We start from the raw sequence: 20210 nt of genomic DNA, 5'->3' as shown, positions 1-20210 counted from the left end.
TAAATTAGCGCTTAAATTGACAAAGCAATGCCGCTTTGTTTTTTAATTGACTCAATAACAAATGGCATAAATACATTATCGTTACGTTCATCAAACCATTTACCATCAACAAGCGCAAAGTGGTAGCCACCAAATCGCGTCGCAATCCATAACTCATGTAAAGGCTCTTGTTTATTGATGACAATTTGCGAACCGTCTTCAAACTCTAGTTGCAACACGTTGCCACTCGCATTGATATCCACATCAGCATCTTGCTCATCAATTGCTGTTTCTATGGCGTTTTCTATCTTGCTAAACATTTCATCTGCCAACTGATGAAATTCAGTATCTGTCATAGCCATGTATTTCAATCCTTGTGCTTTCTAGGTTATGAATGCGATTATAAGGCTATAACTCCCCAGATGCATAGATGTTGAGAAAAATGAGACTGTTTTTATTAGTAATGCTTGTTAGCCTATTCACTATAGGTTGCGGACAAAAAGGCCCTTTATATAAATCTTCTGAAGTGGAAACGAATCAGCAAGAGCGAAAACCGCAAGAGCCTACTACTGAATCAACCCAACAACAGTCTCTCGAGCAAACTCAAGAGCCGACACAAAATAAATAAGATTTACAAGGAAACGCATTTTGGACCATTTTACATATCAACAGGATAGTTTATTTGCTGAAGGTTGTTCTGTTGCTGAACTTGCTAAAACTCACGGCACACCACTATATATCTACTCTAGAGCGACGTTAGAGCGTCATTGGAATGCATTTAACAATGCCGTGGCTAATCATCCCCATCTTATTTGTTATGCGGTAAAAGCCAACTCTAATCTGGCGGTGTTAAATGTACTTGCTAGGCTTGGCAGTGGTTTTGATATTGTCTCTGGTGGTGAATTAGCTCGTGTTATCGCTGCTGGCGGCGACCCGAAAAAAGTTGTTTTCTCGGGTGTGGGTAAAACCATTGCTGAAATGGAACAAGCTTTAAACATTGGTATTTATTGTTTCAATGTAGAATCAAGCGCAGAGCTTGAGTTGCTCAATGACGTGGCTGGTAAATTAGGTAAAGTCGCGCCGATATCGTTGCGAGTTAATCCCGATGTCGATGCCGGGACTCATCCATACATTTCGACTGGGCTTAAAGAAAACAAGTTTGGTATTGCAATGGATGAAGCTGAGCAAGTGTTCGCACGTGCGCAAGCACTCCCTCATTTAGCGATCAAAGGGGTCGATTGTCATATTGGCTCTCAGCTTACAGAAATGCAGCCATTCTTAGATGCGATGGATAGAATGTTGGCGTTAATTGACCGTCTTGCAGTTAATGGCATCGAAATTAAACATTTTGATGTTGGCGGCGGCTTAGGCGTGCCTTATGATGATGAAACACCGCCACATCCTGACGTATATGCTGCCGCATTACTTGAACGTCTAGGTGATAGACCACTTAAATTAATTTTTGAACCTGGGCGTGCGATTGCGGCTAATGCAGGTATATTTGTCACTGAAGTACTTTCTTTGAAAGAAAATAGCGATAAGCGCTTTGCCATTGTTGATGGCGCGATGAACGATCTTATTCGCCCATCACTTTATAGCGCTTGGCAAAATATTATTCCTGTTCAACTCACTTCTGCACCAAGCTATGAGTATGATGTCGTAGGTCCTGTATGTGAAACTGGTGACTTTTTGGGGAAAAACCGCCAGCTTAATGTTCAGGCTGGAGATTTACTCGCCGTTCGCTCAAGTGGTGCATATGGGTTTGTCATGGCATCAAATTACAATTCTCGCCCTAGAGTTGCTGAAGTCATGGTTGACCAAGACCTGCATCAAGTCATACGCGAGCGTGAAAAATTAGAGCAATTGTGGCAAGGTGAGCACTTACTACCTTAAACTAGTGAAATCAGTTAATTTTTTAGTTCGATAAAGGAAATTCTTTTGATCCAATTCACCAAGATGCATGGGCTGGGTAATGATTTTATGGTGGTTGATGGCGTAACACAGAATGTGTTTTTTTCGCCTGATCAAATTCGCCGTTTAGCCGACCGAAATTTCGGTATTGGCTTTGATCAACTTTTATTAGTTGAGCCTCCGTATGATCCTGATTTAGATTTTCATTATCAAATCTTTAACGCTGATGGCGGTGAAGTGGAACAGTGTGGCAATGGTGCACGCTGTTTTGCCCGCTTTGTACGTAATAAAGGGCTAATTAATAAGTATAAAATTCGTGTCAGTACCAGCTCTGGTAAAATGACACTGCGGCTTGAACGTGATGGAAATGTGACGGTTAATATGGGTGTTCCGGTGACTGAACCAGGGAAAATCCCATTTAGAGCTAAACGTCCTGAGAAAACCTATTTACTGCAAACCCCTAAGCAAACATTTTTATGTGGCGCAATCTCGATGGGCAACCCTCATTGCGTACTCGAAGTCGATAATGTTGACACCGCCGATGTAGAAGAGATTGGCCAAATGCTGACAAAGCATGAACGTTTCCCGAAAGGCGTGAATGTTGGCTTTATGCAAGTGGTTGATCGTGGCCACATAAAATTAAGAGTTTATGAACGTGGCGCAGCAGAAACATTAGCTTGCGGCACTGGCGCATGCGCTGCCGTGGCTATCGGTATTTTACAGAATAAGTTAGATAGACAGGTCAAAGTTGACCTGCCTGGAGGTCGCCTTACCATTAATTGGGAAGGAGAAGGGAAACCATTGTGGATGACTGGACCTGCTGAACATGTATTTGATGGACAAATTCAGTTATGAACGATGTAACCCGTACTAAAAAACTTCTCGAAGACAATGCTGAATCTGCCGCATTACTTGGCACAGAATTACCATTAGAAGCTATGCCAATTGATGAATTGATGATCCGCGAATACTTGCTTGATAATCCAGAGTTTTTCAATCGTTACCCAGAATTATTACTGGCAATGCGTGTCTCTCACCACGAGCGTGGTACGGTTTCTTTAGTCGAGAAGCGCCAAGATTTATTGCGTTCTCGAGTCACGCAATTAGAAGAAGAAATTACGTCATTAATGAAAGTCGCCACTGAAAACGAAAAGATTTTCAGGTTCAACAGTGCGTTATCGCTGAGTATTTTAAAGTGCGAAGATCTAGGTGAGTTAAGGCAAGTATTGTCTGAGCAGCTAAAAGGCCAGTTTGGATTCACTCATGTTCGTTTAATTACGGTTCACGATATCGACAGTGAATTAGCAAATATTTGGCGTCAACGTATCCAACAAGGTTTTTATTTTGGCCGGCTGACTCAATCTGAATCAAAACGTTTGTTTGGCAGTGAAGTGGGCTCCGTTGCATTAACTAAACTGTCTGATGAAAATGGTCAGGTGATTTTTGGCGTAGCGTCAGCTGATGCTGCTCATTTTCATCCTGAAATGGATCATTTGTTTTTTAAACAAATCAGAGATTTGCTTGATCATATGCTGCCAAAGTTTTAAATCAGTCCCTTATGATTATAGGGGCACCCCCGTGTTTGTTTGGATAAACGCTATAAAAAGAATGGAGGTAGCATAATGGCACAACAACCGAGTTGGTTAGCCAGTTTTGAACGTTACCTTCATTCTGAAAGACAGTTGTCTCCTCATACCATTAGAAATTACCGTTACGAACTTGTGCGAGCAGGTGAGATTCTTTTTAAACAGCCTCAAGGGACGTCATTAGAGGCATTTGATGACGGCTGGTTAACTGTCTCCAGAGACGAGCTTCAACGAGTAATATCATCTTTGCATCGCAAAGGATTAAGCCCACGCTCTCTATCATTGTGTTTATCATCACTTAAACAATTTTTTGAGTTTCTTGTTCGTGAACAAGTGATAAAAACCAATCCAGCTAAAACATTGCATGCTCCTAAACAGGCTAAGCCCTTACCTAAGAACATGGATTTAGACGCCGTCAGCCATTTATTGGATATTGATGCTGATGACCCGTTAAGTAAACGAGATAAAGCCATTATGGAATTGTTTTATTCCAGTGGCTTACGTTTAGCTGAACTTGCAAGTTTAAATGTGGCAGATATCGATTTAAGCCAAAACGAAGTCAAAGTGATGGGTAAAGGCAGTAAGCAGCGCGTGGTACCGATAGGAAAAATGGCGCTAGCTGCAATCAATGTTTGGTGCGAGTGTCGTCATGATTTGGTCAAAGCTGATACTGGTGATGCTTTGTTTGTTAGTCAGCAAGGCAAGCGATTGTCCCATCGCAGCATCCAACTCAGAATGAAAAAATGGGGCCAAACACAATCTTTATCGGCAAAAGTTCACCCTCATAAATTGCGACATTCCTTTGCAACGCATATGCTTGAATCAAGTGCAGATTTACGAGCCGTGCAAGAACTATTAGGGCACGCTAACTTATCCACTACCCAAATCTATACCAGCCTTGATTTTCAGCATTTAGCGAAGGTTTATGATGGAGCTCACCCTAGGGCAAAAAAAGCTAAGGAGAAATAATGAAACAATATTTGCGACTTAGGCCTTTTAAGGCAATCAGTTTTGACTTAGATGACACCTTGTACCATAACGCGCCCCACATTATTAAAGCAGAATCCGCATTATCATTGTTCATGCAAGAGCACTTTAACGTCCCTGAAGGTTGGGGGATTACTCAGTGGCGAGAACTGAAATCGCAAGTGATAGCTGGCCATGAAGAGCTAGCCCATGATACGACCGCTGCAAGGTATGAAGTGCTTCGTCAGGCGCTCATTCAATGGGATTACACTGAGCTAGAAGCCAGCCAAGGTGCGCAACAAGGTTTGGAATGTTTTCGTTTCCATCGTAGTGATTTTAAAGTAGACGACAGTGTTATCACTCTACTGGCAGAGTTAGGGAACCATTATCCGCTGATTGGGATCACCAATGGTAATGTCGATGCAAGTCGCGTTGGGTTAGATGACGTGCTCAAGTTTGTTGTGCATCCCGGACACGGTGTGAAGATGAAGCCATACAGTGATTTATTCGATTTGAGTTGCCAACATCTTGAGATACTACATGGGGATTTATTGCATATTGGCGATCATCCAATTAGCGATGTTTTGGGCGCTCGTGCAGCTGGTTGTCAAAGCTTGTGGTTAAACCTGAATCCAAATGAGCAAGGTCAGGCTCGACACATATTACCTCATATTGAAATTGAGCAGTTACAAGAAATAAGAAAATTAATTTAATAATTTTAATTAGTTACCTATATTATCGCTTAAGTTAACTAATATGTTTATGGATAAATCATAATCAATATTGTGCGGTCAACGAGGTTTCTGACTCTTTTTATTCCAAATCTGACATTGTGTGGGTAAACCTCATAGTGTTTTATCATTGTTTCGCTTACACTTGCACGTTACAGGTGTTACCAATTCACCTAATTGTTAATAACTTCATACAGGTTATCGCCTAAGCGCTCATGTTAAGTTTTTATCGTAAGCTAAAAACCATCATCACTAGGTCTCCAGCTATGCTGGCGCGTGTTTTGTTGATCATGATTTTTGCGATGCAATCCGTGGCAGCGATGTCAGACAACTGTGCGCTAGAGCATCAGGATTGTGGCAATAGTTCAGACGATAACAGTAAGGGTCAAGTAACTGAATTAGCAGTTATTAATCATGATGCTCTTGATATAGATAATCCTCTTGGCTACAGCGATACAGAGTTGTGTGATGATGGCACTGTTGTTATTCATGTTGATGATGATTGTGCCGAGTGTACTGATAATTGCTGCTCTTGTTGCATGACCTTGATGCAACCTACAAACACAATAGCAAATGAGCTAGTCCATTCTGATTATGTGGCATTTACGTTTACTTCTACTGCCGCTGAATCCCCATACTTTAGCTTTTTACGACCTCCTCAAGCCTGAGCTTTTAATCAAAAATATTATTCTAGTGAGCAAATGTAACCCTTAAATTTGCTCAAGCCAACTGCGTTTTCCTATGACTTAGGAACACTCAGTTAGGGTTATTTTTTGTATTAAATCGAGGCTTATCTTTGATGTTTTATAATACAAGTAGCTTTAAACAGCGTGCTGTGCTGTTTCCTATTTTGTGTTGCAGCTTACTTGGCTTGTCGGTGTTATTACCCGTAACAGTCTATGCTGAACCGAGTGCAGCGCCTGAAAAGTTGACGTTACAAACCGTAATAGAGCGAGTTCAATTACAGCATCCTTCGCTGAAGGTTTTTCAATTTAGACAACAAGCATTAGATGGTGAAGCGCAAACTCAGGCGTTAGCACCAGGGTTCGAGTTAGGTTTCGAACTTGAGAATGTCGCTGGAACAGGCGAATTCCAAGGTGTCGATAGTGCTGAAATGACAGTGTCCTTATCGTCTGTCATCGAGCTAGGCGATAAACTGGATGCGCGTTCAGGCATAGTGACTAAAAAACGTGCCTTACTGGATGCCGAACAGAAAATTGCAGGCTTAGGTATTCTTGCTGAAGCAACGCGTCGCTACATTGATGTGTTAGCTGCGCAATCAAGATTACAACTTGCTGACGATGCACTTGCACTGGCAGAAGAAACATTAACCGTTGTTGAGCTTAGAGCTCAAACAGGTTTGACGCCAGATGCTGAAGTGAAACGAGCGCAAGCCGCTGTGTTTAATAACCAATTAGTTGCTGAAACACAGTTGCATCAACTTGAGTACGCTAAGTTAGCACTCAGTATGATGTGGGGTGAATCTCAGGTGAATTATGCCAGCCTCGAAGGCAGTTTATTTGAGTTTACCGATGACGTGGCATTAACGCCGTTATTTGAAAAAGTGAAATACAGCCCTGCGATTGAGGCGTATTTAACTCAGGCGCAATTGAAACAAGCTGAGTTGCGTTTTGCTCAGTCGCAATCTAGCACGGATGTCAGTTGGTCTGTTGGCGTTAAACAAATGCAACAAACCAATGATACGGCTCTATCAGCAGGGTTTAGTGTGCCTTTATTCAGTGGCGATCGAAATACCGGAGCTGTAATAGTAGCGCAAGCCGCAAAAGATGAGGTACTGATTAATCGAGATATCGCTTTGCGAGAATTGTATGCACAGCTGTATCGCGCTTATGCCAGCCGCAAGCAAGCTATTATGACGGTTAACCGCTTACAAACCCGTATTATCCCTACCTTAACTTTGGCCTTAGAAGATACGCAAGTCGCTTACGAGCAGGGGCTCTACAGTTACCTTGATTATTTAACTGCAAGAGAGGAATTATTGTTCTCACGACGAGCAATGATAGACGCTGCGGCATCAGCTTTACGGTTTGGTGTTGATATTGAGCAATTAATTGCCGAACCCTTACCCGCATCTCAGCATTCCTTTTTCCGTGATTTCCAAGGATTTTAACCATGAACCACAGTATTTCTAAACACTTATTCGCTCGCAGTCTAGCGGTATTGATGGCGTTAGTATTGTCAGTATCAGTCCAGGCGTCTACTGAGCATCAGCATGAAGAACAACATTCAGAATCCAATCATGGCCATAACGAGTTACATCAAGATGAACATGATCATCAAGAAGGACATAAAGACAGCCATGGCCACAAAGATGAACATGGTCACGAGGATGAGCATGGTCACGAGGATGAGCACGGCCATGATGAGCATGAAGAAGGGCAAGTGCACATAAGTGCTGAGCAAATGGCCATTTCTGGGATTATGACTGATTCAGCTCAGGCGGGTGAAATCAAAAAAGTACTTACTTTATATGGCAGCACTGTATTACCAGAGCAAAATGTGAGTCATGTCAGTGCACGATTTGCGGGCTTAATCACCAAGTTAACTGTCGAGGTGGGCGATAAAGTACAAGCAGGGCAAAAGATTGCTGAAATTGAGTCTAATGCGAGTTTGAAACGCTATGGGATTACTGCGCCAATTAGTGGTGTCGTAGTAAGTCGTCACGGCAATGTCGGCGAAATGGTAAGTGATAAAGCATTAGTGAGCATTGTCGATAGCAGCCAACTATGGGGAGAGTTCCAAGTCTTTCATGGTCAAAAAAACCGAGTTGCTGTTGGACAAAAACTCAGCGTGAACTTTGAGCAATTACTGACGACTTCAACCATTCAATACTTGTTAAACCCAATGGGTAATGAGGCGTATTTACGTGCGCGTGTGCCACTCGATAACACTGAAGGGCACTGGACTGTTGGTGCCTTATTATCGGGTGAAGTGACCCTGAGTAAGCACAACGTTGCGTTAGCCATTGATAATCGCGCCATACAAATTATGGAAGGTCAGCAGGTTGTTTTTGTCAGAAATGAAGAAGGCTTTGAAAAACGCATCGTAACATTAGGTAAAAAAGACAGTCAGAAGACAGAGCTGTTATCTGGTCTAGCAGAAGGTGAAGAGTATGCGGTCGAAAAAAGTTTTTTATTAAAAGCCGATCTTGAAAAGTCTAGTGCTGGCCACGTTCACTAAAAGGAGATGCAAATGATTGAATCTGTTTTGCGTCTTGCTATTAGCCGACGCTGGATGATGATGTTTTTAGCGCTGCTACTAGTTGCAGTGGGGCTTTGGAGTTATCAAAAATTGCCGATTGACGCGGTGCCTGATATTACCAATGTGCAGGTGCAAATCAGTACCCGAGCAGAAGGTTATTCACCGCAAGAAACCGAGCAAAGAATCACTTACCCGATTGAAAATGCCTTAATGGGCATACCGAATCTTGCCTATACCCGCTCACTGTCGAGATATGGTTTATCACAAGTGACAGTGGTATTTGATGAGGGCGCGGATCTATATTTTGCCCGTAACCTTATTAGTGAACGATTAAATGCAATTAAAGGAAAATTGCCTAGTGATATCGAGCCAGAAATGGGGCCAATTTCTACCGGCCTTGGCGAGATTTTCATGTATACCATTGAAGCCTTACCTGACGCACAGCAAGCCAATGGCCGTGAATATGATGCGACTGCGCTACGAGAGATCCAAGATTGGATCATCAAACCGCAATTAGCCCAAGTTTCTGGTGTGACAGAAATTAATACCATCGGTGGTTTTGACAAGGAATATCATATTACACCGCATCCAATGAAGATGCTGTCTTATGGCATCGCTTTTGCTGATATTAAATTAGCCATTGAAACCAATAACAGTAACCGTGGTGCAGGTTTTATTGAGCGAGAAGGGCAGCAGCTGACTGTACGTTCAGCGGCGCAACTTGCTTCGATTAATGATATTGAACAAGTTGTTGTTAAGCATATTGATAATGCGCCAGTGTTTATTAGTGATGTTGCCGATGTTGGTATCGGTAAAGCGCTGAGAACGGGCGCTGCAACACGTGATGGTAAAGAAACAGTACTAGGTAGTGCCATGATGCTGGTGGGGGAAAACTCCCGTCAAGTGTCTTTGGCGGTGGCAAGTAAGCTTGAGGATATCAAGGCGTCATTACCTGAAGGGATTAAAGTAGAAGCGGTCTATGACCGCACGACCTTAGTTGATAAAGCAGTCCATACAGTGCAGAAAAACCTCGTTGAAGGCGCATTGCTGGTCATTGTGGTGCTATTCATCCTACTTGGTAACGCTAGGGCTGCATTAATCACTGCTGCAGTTATTCCATTGGCAATGCTGGCAACGATGACTGGCATGGTACAAGCAGGTGTTTCGGCAAACTTAATGAGTTTAGGGGCGTTAGATTTTGGCCTTATTGTCGATGGTGCAGTGATTATTGTAGAAAATGCCACACGCCGTTTAGGTCAAGCTCAGGCGCAAAATGGCGGGCAGGTTTTAGCACGTAAACAAAGGTTGCAACTGGTATACGAAGCCACTAACGAAGTGATTCGTCCAAGCTTATTTGGTGTATTGATTATCACTGTGGTGTATATCCCGCTATTTAGTTTAACGGGCGTGGAAGGAAAAATGTTCCATCCTATGGCTGCTACGGTTGTTATGGCGTTATTGGCGGCATTGGTTTTATCGTTAACCCTAGTGCCAGCGGCTGTTGCGTTGTTCATGACGGGTAAAATCAACGAAAAAGAAAGCCGAGTAATGGCATTAAGTAAATCGGTTTATAAGCCACTCCTTTTGCTTGCGATGAAATTACGTTGGTTGGTATTAAGTGCAGCACTAACCCTTGTGGCCTTCTCTATTTGGCTGGCGACGACGTTAGGCTCAGAGTTTATTCCACAGCTTAATGAAGAGGATATATTGCTGCAGGCTATTCGTATTCCAGGTACTGGTTTAGAGCAATCTGTTGAGATGCAATTACTATTGGAAGATCGTATTAAGCACTTTCCAGAAGTCTTAAACGTGTTCTCTAAAATAGGAACGCCTGAGGTGGCGAATGATCCTATGCCGCCCAATATTGCCGACACTTTCATCATGCTAAAACCTCGTAATGAATGGCCTGATCCTAAAATGAGCCATGAAATGTTAGCGGCTGATATTGTGGAGTCTGTTTCGGGGCAACCAGGTAATAATTTTGAGCTAACTCAACCCATTGAGATGCGATTTAATGAGCTCATATCAGGCGTGCGTGCCGATTTGGGGATTAAAGTGGTGGGTGATGACTTACAGCAGTTATTAACTTCAGCTAATGACATTCATGAAGTGTTAGAGAAGATAGACGGTGTGACGGATTTACAAGTCGAGCAAGTGACAGGCTTGCCAATGTTGTCGATTCAACCTGACCGAATGGCGCTTGCTCAATATGGTTTATCAGTACAAGCATTGCAAAATTTTGTGGCGACAGCGATTGGCGGAGATGAGATCGGATTGATTTTTGAAGGCGATCGCCGTTTCAAAATAGTGACTCGATTGCCTGAAAATATCCGTAAAGATGTCGAGCACTTACACAATTTACCAATAGTGATGCCTTCTGGTGAGTATGTTCCTTTATCGGAAGTCGCAAGTTTATCTATTGCGCCATCGCCAAATCAGATCAGTCGCGAAAATGGTAAACGCCGCATTGTGGTTACTGCAAATGTACGTGGGCGCGATCTGGGATCTTTTGTTGCTGAAGCCAAGAAAGACATTGCCGCACAAGTGGATATTCCAGCAGGTTATTGGCTTGAATATGGTGGAACGTTTGAACAGCTTGAATCAGCCAGTCAACGATTATCAATTGTGGTGCCTTTGACCTTAGCTATTATCTTAGGTTTATTAGTTATGGCGTTTAGCTCTGTCAAAGATGCGTTGATTATTTTTACCGGTATTCCGCTGGCATTAACTGGTGGGGTCATTTCATTGTGGATAAGAGACATGCCATTGTCTGTTTCTGCTGGTGTAGGCTTTATTGCTTTATCGGGTGTGGCTGTACTTAATGGATTGGTATTACTGAGTTTTATCCGTCAACTTCACCAAGAAAAAGGCGAACTATTAAATGCAATTGTTGATGGTGCTTTGATAAGACTAAGGCCTGTGTTAATGACAGCATTGGTTGCCGGACTGGGCTTTGTGCCGATGGCGCTGAATATTGGTACCGGTGCGGAAGTGCAACGTCCGCTTGCGACAGTGGTTATTGGCGGTATTATTTCATCGACTATTCTTACCTTGTTTGTTTTACCTGCTTTGTATCAATGGATACATGGCCGAGCTAAAGCGTGAAGTGATTAAGTGTATTTACACATGACAAAGCCCAGTGATTGCTGGGCTTTACGATTAGTCTTTATATTAACGGTTTAGCTTTGCCCACATTGCCAGCTGCTTTAATTCAATGCGTTGACGGTTAATCAGTAGGATGTTGTATCACCATCTTATATTTTTCAATGAGATGTTGCCGTTTACTGGCAAGCATATTGATTTTACTTGCATCGCCACCAGTGGTTGCTAATAGTCGTATATCCATCACTTTAAACCACAACCAAGGAATATAAGCCAGACCATACATACCAAAGTAGCCGCTTGGCAGTGTCGGTAAGTCATCGAAATGTCGTAATGATTGGTAACTGCGTGTTGCATTGGCGTGGTGGTCAGAATGACGTTGTAAATGAAACAGTGCCCAGTTGGAGAAAATATGATTACTGTTCCAACTATGATAAGGCTGCGGAGGCTCATAACGACCATTGGGTAGCGTACGTCTTAATAGGCCATAATGCTCAATATAATTTGCCGAGGTTAACTGCCACATAGACCAAAAAGCGCAAATGAGCAGATAGGGAATGACTGATACACCTAACCAGATCACCAAACCAATAAATAGCGAAGATGTTAATAGCATGGCCTGCCAAAATTCATTGTGTAAACTCAATGAGGATTTTCCTGCCTTGTTGAGCCGTAACTTTTCGATTTGGTGAGCACGCATGATGGCTCCAGGGAGCTCTCGCAGTGCAAATCGATAGATGTTTTCTCCCATTTGAGCTGAAGCGGGATCTTCTGGTGTGGCCACATGTTTATGATGACCACGATTATGCTCAATAAAAAAATGACCGTAAGCTGCAGGAGCCAATACAATCTTGGCCAACCATTTGTCTATATTTTTACGTTTATGTCCGAGTTCATGGCCAATATTTAACCCATGGCCACCAATGCTGCCTGCCAACAAGGCAACGGCTAAGTATCCGGAATAACTAAGGGAATAATTGGCAACAAACCAAGCACAATAGATGAATGTTGCCAGTACGACAAACACATTTAACCGTGTAATTCGAGCGTAAAATGGGTCGGATTCGAGTGCAGGAATAACCGATTCAGGTGGATTGCTGGTGTCTTCTCCCATGACATAATCAATTAAGGGAAACAACATATAGACCACCGCAAAAAACAACCATAGAAAAATTTCTTGCTGATAGGTTTGATATAGCAAAGGCCCTGCGACAGCAATAGTGGGGATCAATAATGACAGCCACCAAAAGTGACGTTTTTTGTCTACGTATGTTGTGCCGTCTGTGGCAATAAATACCCCAGCTTTTTCCATGCTGACTCTCCAGAACCATTATTACAATAAGCATGGCTTATCGCTTAAACAAGCTGTTTAACTGTTAACCATACTGCTTATTAGTTAAGCACACATTGCTTTGAAGATAAACCGTGAGGATTTCGCAGTGGTGACAGGCATATTTTGCGGTTATAGCGCGTTAGTCAAAGCTGTTATAACGCCTTGAGAAATGAAATTACGCTGGAGCTGTTGAATGGCATTAGTATAAAAGCAAAAAAATGGCTCTGCTGGGGGAGCGAGAGCCAAGGACCTGATGAAACTTTTTACTTAACCAATCGGGTTAAGGTTTAGATTGCGAGTGCTTTTGGAAACAGTAATTCATTTTCAGTATGAATATGTACTTGTAAATCAGCATCAAATTCAGCCAAGGTTTGGTAGCATTTTTGCCAAGTGCTACATGCTCCTTCAGGAACTTGGTAGTTATTGGTGAGTTCGCGTAACTGTTGTAAAACACTGCCAGCATGATCATGTTCATGCTCCATGGCATTAATTGGATTACCAATATGGCCAAAGCAACCATTCACTTCTTCGCCAGCAGCGAGTCTTCTCATCGCAGGGAATAAAATCTGTTCTTCTTTCATTAAATGCGGCATCAAATCAGCAATCAGCGCACCAATTAGCATGGCTAATGGTTTAATCTCTGCATAATCTTCGCCATGGGCTTGCACCATTTTTTGCGAGTATTCAACTAGCAGCGGCGCTGTTTCACGCACGTATTGGTGATGCGTTGCTTCTAAATGGTCAATTAAAGCAGGAATAGGCAAAGCTTGTAATTGCTCAAAGCGAGTGGAAGGCATGGTTGCTCCAAAAGATGCAATAAGTTAATACCTGTATTTTAAATGCATCTTTTGGTTGAGCAATCATATTGATGAGTAATTGTTAGTTGGATCACATAATTTTAAGGCGAGTATCTCTTACTGAGTACACTTTTGCCCATTTATTAGTGGACTCACTAACACCTGTTTACTGACTTGTTGCTGCTCAAGCATGCCACCGATGCGAAGCAACTGATCATGGTGACAAATTAAGCCACGATGATCCATGCTGGGTACATCAAGCGTTACAGGCGTTAACCATTGCATAGATTTAAAATCAAATGTGTATTGAACATTATGAGGGGCGCTCGGGTCGCCGTTATAGCCGATGCCGCTGTAATTGTATGGGTTGTTACTGCCAGCCATAAAGATTGCTTGCCCTTCAGATGAATCACTGACTCCTGTGGCAGCCATACGGTAATGTGCAGTGGCTGTTGGTGCTTTATTAAGCTTGGCAGCCTGTTCACTGATCGAATAATGCGGCAATAATTGCCAGCTTATTCTTAAATGATTTTTGGGATTCACTTTACCAAACAAGCACACTGGCGATGACTGATAGTTGCGGCGTTTACCGATATTTGCCTGCACTTTTACACCATCACACAATACGATTTTATTGCCACTCATGGCGACAGCTTGACCAAATACGGCAGGAGCAGGGATAGGGCTTGCTTGCTCCCACGTATCTGTTTTAGTGTCGTAAACTTGGACCAAATTAACATTGCCGTCGTTATGCCAGCCACCAAATAAGTAGATATAACGCTGTTGATAAACGCTGGCAGCAGTGTCATCAACAGCTACTGGCATGTCAGCAATTCGCTGGTAGTGATTGGTTAATATATCGAACTGATAATTATCGACAGTGCTGATCTCTTCATGGTTTTTAGCAACTGTGTAGCCACCAAATATATAAGCTTTTTCATCAATACCGACAGCAATTGATGCGAGGCGACCTGCTAATGGCGCAACAAATGGCACAGGTTTTAATGCTTGCCATTGTGAGTCTGAAGTCGAAAGATTAACGCCCCACACTTTATTATGAACCGCTTGGTAGTCTTTTTCTGCTGCTAACCCAGTAAAGCTAATAAGGTAATCCCCTTTAGTGGTGGAGACCTTAGCCACGGCATTATTAGACACGCCTTCAGGTAATTGTGGGTAACTCGCATAGGCAAATGGCGCAGCGCACATGGCTGAAATTGTCGTCATTGCTATCGCACCGAGTTGAGTTAATCGGCTCATTATCAATCCTTTTGATTTTTTATTGTTGATATTTAATCATATTTGCTCACTCATGGGGTAACCAAACTGCAGTAAATGTAGCGTTAATGACATGATTTATTATGTTTATCTTGAGCGATTTAAATGCTGCGATAGTGACGTTTTTACGGTAAGTTAGTTTTTACTAATATCAGTGCCGATGTAAATATAACTAGTGTTTACGGCCAATATAAAAATCATATAAAACACCGCAGAACACAGGCAAATTGTTATTTTGAATCATAAAAAAAATTATCGAGGTGTCGTAAGTAAAGTGACCTCGGCTCAATTTATCCATCGCTGGTTAATGTTAATATTGGCTATCCCAATTGTGATTTGGGGTTTTACGGGCAGCTATTTCGTGTTGATGGATATTGGCTTTATCCGAAGCGATCATATTGCCGTGGAAAAATCAGATAAAATTAACCCACTATCAGTGTCTTACCCTATTTCCAAGCTCTATCAAGACTTCCCTGACGCTAAAAGCATCAACGTGAAATCATTGCTTCAACAAGCTGTTTATCACGTGACGCTAACTGAAAAAACCATACTGGTTAGTGCCCAATCGGGTACGCAACTCGATGCAATAACCCATGAGCAGGCAACAAAGATAGCTCAGTCTTTTCAGCATAATAATGCTATTTCACCTTCAGCCAGCATTGTTGCGGCTAAGTTATTAGTAGAGCAAGCTCCAGCTGAGTTAGCTTCAAGGCATTTGCCTGTTTGGCAGGTGGTGTTTGATGATATGGCCAAAACGACATTGTATATATCAGCACAGACAGGCGATGTGGTGACAAAACGTCATGAATATTGGCGTTGGTTTGACCTGTTTTGGAAATGGCACATTATGGATTATGACGAAGGGGAAGCGATTGATAATGCATTATTGTTTTACAGTGCAATAGGCTCATTTATCGCCGTTTTTGCAGGGTGTGTTTTACTTTGGCAACGCCGAAAGAGGTATTGCTAATGAAAGGGAAAGCGCTCAAACGTTGGTTACGAGTCGGTCATTATTGGTTAGGGGTGATCGTCGGTGTGCAATTGCTCATTTGGTTGGGTACAGGTATTTATTTCAACATCACGCCCCATGAATCGCTTAAAGGTAAGTTGTATTTTAAAACGGCACCACAATTAGAAAAGCAGTCATTTAGCGTTAACGAACTCTTGCCGTTAGCCTCAATATTGGCAAGAGTAAAATCTGTAGAGCAGGTAAGTCTGATTACTTTGAATCAGCGAGCCGTATATGTGTTAGATGAACAAGTGCAGCGTTATCCACATGACTGCCAACAGCAAACTCTCATCGATGCGTTGAGCGGCGAAAAAATGATGATTGACGCGCATCTTGCTGAGCAGTTAGCCAAGCATACCTACACAGGTCGCGGTAAGGTTATACAAACGCAAAAAATGACTGCGCCTTTTGATGAATGGCCCAAAGAATGTAATCCATTATGGCAAGTCAGTATTGATGACGATGTGAGTACACGAATTTATGTTAACGCGATTAATGGCCGAGTTGTTGGTCATAAAAATGATCAGACTGAACTCGCTGACTTAATGTTTAAACTGCACTTTATGGACTACTTGCACCAAGGCAGTTTTAATAATCCTTTTAGTTGGCTATTTGGGTTAATGATGCTGACTTTATCGCTTACAGGTTTGTATTGGGTGATTGAAAATATGGTGATGAAGCGGTATCGATTTAAGATTACTTAATTCGTCGAGCAGTAGGTAAAACATGGAAAACAAAAAAGGCTAATCATCTCTGATTAGCCTTTTTAAATGCAGCAAACTTAAGAATCGCTTCTTAGTTCATGCCGTATTTTTTTAATTTCTTACGTAAAGTACCACGGTTGATACCTAACATGTTCGCAGCACGTGTTTGGTTACCACGAGTGTGTTGCATGATGATGTCTAGTAATGGTGCTTCAACTTCGCTTAAAACCATTTCATATACTTCAGACGCTTCTTGACCGTCTAACTGAGAGAAGAAGTTTGTTACTGCACGCTTTACTGCGTCACGTAATAGTTGTGGCTTGATTGTACCGTTAGCGGTTTCAATCTTACCTACGGTTAGCTGGTGAACTTCTGTGTTAGTAGTTGTCTGATCAAACATTCTATTCTGCTCTTTATATTAAAAATTTACTAATTCATCAAAGTAACATTCCACAAGGGAATATTGCTGTTCAGCGGTTTCAAGCCTATTGAAGTCAGCACGGAATTGTCGCTGTTCTTCTTGGTTTAGGTACCATCCCATATGCTTTCTCGCAAATCGGACACCTTTGTATTCGCCGTACAATTCGTACAATTTGTTCAGGTGTTCGAGCATGATTTCTCGTTGCTCGCTCGCCTCAACTGGCGGTAATTTTTTACCTGTTTCCAAGTAGTGGTGAATTTCTCTAAAAATCCACGGTCTGCCTTGGGCTCCTCGTCCTACCATCAAAGCATCGGCGCCTGTGTAATCTAAGACAAACTTAGCCTTTTCAGGACTGTCGATATCTCCGTTAGCAACAACAGGGATTGAGACATTTTGTTTTATTGCTTTAATCGTGTCGTACTCGGCAAAGCCTTTATACATGCATTGTCTCGTTCTACCGTGAACGGCGAGCGATGCAATACCACAATCTTCAGCAATGTGGGCAATTTCAACACCATTACGATGTTCAGGTTGCCAACCTGTGCGGATCTTAAGTGTTACAGGGACATCAACTGCACTAACAACAGCCTGTAAAATCTCTTTCACTAGCTGGGGATCTTGCATTAATGCCGAGCCTGCAAGCTTCTTATTCACTTTTTTTGCCGGACAGCCCATATTGATATCAATGATATGCGCACCTTGTTCAACGTTGAACTGGGCGGCATTTGCCATTAAATCAGGATCTGCACCTGCAATTTGTACTGAGCGAATACCTTCTTCACCAGAATGCATCATGCGCTGGCGGCTTTTATCTGTATCCCAAACATCAGGATTCGATGAAAGCATTTCTGATACTGCTAGGCCTGCGCCATAGCGTAAACAGAGGTTTCTAAAAGCGCGATCGGTGACACCTGCCATTGGTGCCACGATCAGCTGATTGCTCAGTTGATAAGGGCCAATTTGCATTGAGTTAATCACCTTGCTCGTCAAAGGGGCGCTATATTAGCCCTTTTTTGCGCTGCTGAAAAGGTCAATAAATGAACTAAATGTAACTTTTTTTCTTGACTTTTAGTTGGGGAGTCGTAATAGCCCCTTTTGGCAGAGATCTAGCTGCCATAAGGGGTGTACTGCCTTTACCGTTATTTACGTGTACCTGTCAAGCGGCTCCAGTCTTCTTTGTGAGCCGCTTCATCCATGATGAACCATTGACTGTAAAATTGTGATATTTCTTCTGCTTGCTCTTGTAGGAGGCCAGATAGGGCTAATTTACCGCCTGTTTTAACCTTTTCTGCAATTAAAGGCGCTAATTCACGTAAAGGACCCGCAAGAATGTTAGCAACCAAGATATCAGCTTGCAGATTGTCAGGTTGGTTCTCTGGTAAATATAGCGCTAATTTATCTGCAACGCCGTTACGTTCTGCATTGGCAGTTGATGCATCAATCGCTTGATAATCAATATCGACACCAGTAACTGTTTTAGCGCCAAGTTTTAGTGCTGCAATGGCTAAAATACCTGAGCCACAACCAAAATCGATCACTTCTTTATCAGATAAATCTAAGCTATCTAACCACTCTAAACATAATGCTGTGGTTGGGTGGGTACCTGTTCCGAAGGCAAGACCTGGATCAAGAATAACGTTAACAGCATCAGGCTCAGGAATATCACGCCAGCTTGGGCAGATCCATAAGCGGTTACCAAATTTAATCGGGTGAAAGCTGTCCATCCATTCACGAACCCAATCTTTATCTTCAATCTGTTCGATTTTATGTGTAAACCCTTTGCCTAGATAAGGCAGGGTTTCTAAAAAGCTCACTGTCGGAGCTAAGTCGGTGCCAGCATCAAACAGGGCAATCACGATAGTGTCTTGCCAAAGTGGTGTTTCACCTAATTTGGGTTCGAATATCGGTGTGTCTTTACCATCTTCATAGGTAATTGATACAGAACCTTGCTCCATTAAGAGGTCGCCAAGCGCGTCGGCATGGTTGCTGTGAGTACTAATGCGAAGTTGAATCCAAGGCATGGAGTTTTCCTATGAGAATAATTTAATGGCCTATTGTACCTGCTTGGCGGGTAAAACAGCAGCATTTGATAGTGAAATATTGCTCAATTGCATTGAAAGGGCCATTTTCACACCTTTTGCTACTGGTTAATCTTTAAGCTATTAATATCCATGATGAAATCATCATATTTATCCGTTTGTTTGAATGTCACGATAAATTTATGAAACATAAGGTAAATTTTGAGTTCTTAAATTTGAACAATCTGTGACTGTGATCAACTTCTAAAAGACGGTGAATGCAGGGTGAGCTTGATCACGATTTAATTTTCTAGCACAAGGAGAAATAGTGATAACTGATAAGCTGAAATCACCAGCAATATGTCATTAACAGGCATGAGAACTATGACAGCTTCATCACAAACACAAAATCAAAAAATACATGACGTATCGTCAAAAGGGTACTTGAACCCCATTTGGGCTGCCAGAGCGGATAAATTACAAAGTGCCACTGGATTACTATTGGGCTTCTTTATCATTATGCATTTGCATTTTGAGTCGAGCATCCTAATCAGTAAAGAGGCGTTTTATCATGTCGGTCACTTTTTAGAGGGGGGAATATTCAGTGAAACTGGACATGGCTTCCCAGTACTAACCAAATTTATCTCTGCCTTCATGTTAATTGTGGTGATTATTCATGCTGCATTTGCCTTGCGCCGTTTTCCTGCCCAGATTCAGCAATGGCGAGCGCTTCGCAGTCAAATGACAATCATGCCTCATCAAGATACAAAAATTTGGTTCTGGCAGCTGATCACAGGCTTCTTATTATTCTTCCTCGCGCCAGTTCATCTCTACGATATGATCACTAACCCTGCAATTGGTCCGCATTTATCAGCAGAACGTGTTTACCACCAAGATGTGTGGATGCTGTATGTATTACTGCTTCCTGCCGTAGTTATTCATGCCATGTTCGGCTTATACCGTGTTGCCGTTAAGTGGGGCATTACCACTAAACGTATGGCAGCGTTAAAACTTGCCAAGTTTATGGTGATTTACTTGATGATTATTGGTATCGCAAGTTTGATGACTTACATCGTGATTGGTCAATCGTTGGAGTTACCAGTGACTCCTTTTGTGCCGAGCTAGAAGCTTAAGAGTTTTAGGTTAATGAGTCACA

Annotated in this window: 19 protein-coding genes and 1 pseudogene; 13 read left to right on the top strand and 7 right to left on the bottom strand. The window is 42.3% G+C overall.

Going from position 1 to position 20210, the window contains the following annotated elements; genetic code table 11:
- Positions 1–11 precede the first annotated feature (11 nt).
- The gene (gene cyaY, locus SJ2017_RS19180; protein WP_055023604.1) at positions 12–341 is read right to left on the bottom strand and encodes an iron donor protein CyaY; all 330 of its coding nucleotides are present in this window, start codon (positions 339–341) and stop codon (positions 12–14) included.
- A 68-nt stretch (positions 342–409) separates the two neighbouring features.
- On the opposite strand from cyaY, the gene lptM reads away from it, so the two are divergent.
- The 10 genes from lptM (at position 410) to SJ2017_RS19130 (ending at position 11500) form a co-directional block, all read left to right on the top strand.
- Complete coding sequence (gene lptM / locus SJ2017_RS19175) at positions 410–607, top strand: LPS translocon maturation chaperone LptM (RefSeq protein ID WP_055023603.1); 198 nt, start codon at positions 410–412, stop codon at positions 605–607.
- Between the two features lie 20 nt (positions 608–627).
- Positions 628–1872 carry a diaminopimelate decarboxylase gene (gene lysA, locus SJ2017_RS19170; protein WP_080916986.1) on the top strand — a complete coding sequence of 415 codons (1245 nt, stop codon included), beginning with the start codon at positions 628–630 and terminating at the stop codon, positions 1870–1872.
- Positions 1873–1917: 45 nt separating this feature from the next.
- A complete protein-coding gene (gene dapF / locus SJ2017_RS19165; protein ID WP_080916984.1) occupies positions 1918–2745 on the top strand; it encodes a diaminopimelate epimerase in 828 nt (275 codons plus the stop codon).
- 83 nt (positions 2746–2828) lie between these two features.
- Positions 2829–3437, top strand: coding sequence for a DUF484 family protein (locus SJ2017_RS19160; RefSeq protein ID WP_080917531.1), 609 nt, complete (start codon positions 2829–2831; stop codon positions 3435–3437).
- Between the two features lie 72 nt (positions 3438–3509).
- Positions 3510–4445 (top strand): tyrosine recombinase XerC, encoded by a 936-nt coding sequence (xerC, locus tag SJ2017_RS19155; protein WP_372037252.1) that lies wholly within the window; start codon positions 3510–3512, stop codon positions 4443–4445.
- On the top strand, positions 4445–5155 hold the full coding sequence (locus SJ2017_RS19150) for an HAD-IA family hydrolase (RefSeq protein WP_065109277.1): 711 nt from the start codon (positions 4445–4447) through the stop codon (positions 5153–5155). Before xerC ends, SJ2017_RS19150 begins: the two co-directional genes overlap by 1 nt.
- Before the next feature lie 284 nt (positions 5156–5439).
- Positions 5440–5841, top strand: a complete 402-nt coding sequence (locus SJ2017_RS19145) for a hypothetical protein (protein ID WP_244899734.1) — start codon at positions 5440–5442, stop codon at positions 5839–5841.
- 131 nt (positions 5842–5972) lie between these two features.
- Positions 5973–7304, top strand: coding sequence for a TolC family protein (locus SJ2017_RS19140; RefSeq protein ID WP_080916981.1), 1332 nt, complete (start codon positions 5973–5975; stop codon positions 7302–7304).
- Positions 7305–7306: 2 nt separating this feature from the next.
- Positions 7307–8374 (top strand): efflux RND transporter periplasmic adaptor subunit, encoded by a 1068-nt coding sequence (locus SJ2017_RS19135; RefSeq protein ID WP_080916980.1) that lies wholly within the window; start codon positions 7307–7309, stop codon positions 8372–8374.
- Between the two features lie 12 nt (positions 8375–8386).
- A complete protein-coding gene (locus tag SJ2017_RS19130; protein WP_080916978.1) occupies positions 8387–11500 on the top strand; it encodes an efflux RND transporter permease subunit in 3114 nt (1037 codons plus the stop codon).
- A gap of 121 nt (positions 11501–11621) precedes the next feature.
- Here SJ2017_RS19130 and SJ2017_RS19125 read toward each other — a convergent pair whose 3' ends face one another.
- From SJ2017_RS19125 to SJ2017_RS19115, 3 genes and pseudogenes are all read right to left on the bottom strand, one after another.
- Positions 11622–12809, bottom strand: coding sequence for an alkane 1-monooxygenase (locus SJ2017_RS19125; RefSeq protein ID WP_080916977.1), 1188 nt, complete (start codon positions 12807–12809; stop codon positions 11622–11624).
- Between the two features lie 308 nt (positions 12810–13117).
- Positions 13118–13633, bottom strand: a pseudogene (locus SJ2017_RS19120) (hemerythrin domain-containing protein); the annotation flags it as partial.
- A gap of 111 nt (positions 13634–13744) precedes the next feature.
- Positions 13745–14833 carry a Kelch repeat-containing protein gene (locus SJ2017_RS19115; RefSeq protein ID WP_420876309.1) on the bottom strand — a complete coding sequence of 363 codons (1089 nt, stop codon included), beginning with the start codon at positions 14831–14833 and terminating at the stop codon, positions 13745–13747.
- Positions 14834–15176: 343 nt separating this feature from the next.
- Between SJ2017_RS19115 and SJ2017_RS19110 the strand changes: the two genes are divergently transcribed.
- Positions 15177–15872, top strand: coding sequence for a peptidase (locus SJ2017_RS19110; RefSeq protein ID WP_244899733.1), 696 nt, complete (start codon positions 15177–15179; stop codon positions 15870–15872).
- Positions 15872–16615, top strand: a complete 744-nt coding sequence (locus tag SJ2017_RS19105) for a PepSY domain-containing protein (RefSeq protein WP_080916974.1) — start codon at positions 15872–15874, stop codon at positions 16613–16615. The genes SJ2017_RS19110 and SJ2017_RS19105 overlap by 1 nt, the downstream gene beginning before the upstream one ends.
- A 91-nt stretch (positions 16616–16706) precedes the next feature.
- Here the strand turns inward: SJ2017_RS19105 and fis are convergent, their stop codons facing one another.
- The 3 genes from fis to prmA form a co-directional block, all read right to left on the bottom strand.
- Complete coding sequence (gene fis / locus SJ2017_RS19100) at positions 16707–17015, bottom strand: DNA-binding transcriptional regulator Fis (protein ID WP_055023591.1); 309 nt, start codon at positions 17013–17015, stop codon at positions 16707–16709.
- 18 nt (positions 17016–17033) lie between these two features.
- Positions 17034–18002 (bottom strand): tRNA dihydrouridine synthase DusB, encoded by a 969-nt coding sequence (gene dusB, locus SJ2017_RS19095; protein WP_055023590.1) that lies wholly within the window; start codon positions 18000–18002, stop codon positions 17034–17036.
- Between the two features lie 173 nt (positions 18003–18175).
- Positions 18176–19057: a 50S ribosomal protein L11 methyltransferase gene (gene prmA, locus SJ2017_RS19090; RefSeq protein ID WP_080916972.1), complete on the bottom strand. Its 882-nt coding sequence runs from the start codon at positions 19055–19057 to the stop codon at positions 18176–18178.
- A gap of 381 nt (positions 19058–19438) precedes the next feature.
- Between prmA and SJ2017_RS19085 the strand changes: the two genes are divergently transcribed.
- Positions 19439–20179, top strand: a complete 741-nt coding sequence (locus SJ2017_RS19085) for a fumarate reductase cytochrome b subunit (RefSeq protein WP_055023588.1) — start codon at positions 19439–19441, stop codon at positions 20177–20179.
- Positions 20180–20210: the final 31 nt, after the last annotated feature.

Origin of the sequence: Shewanella japonica, assembly GCF_002075795.1 — a bacterium.
Lineage (GTDB): Bacteria > Pseudomonadota > Gammaproteobacteria > Enterobacterales > Shewanellaceae > Shewanella > Shewanella japonica.
This window is presented reverse-complemented; position numbering and strand designations above follow the sequence as displayed.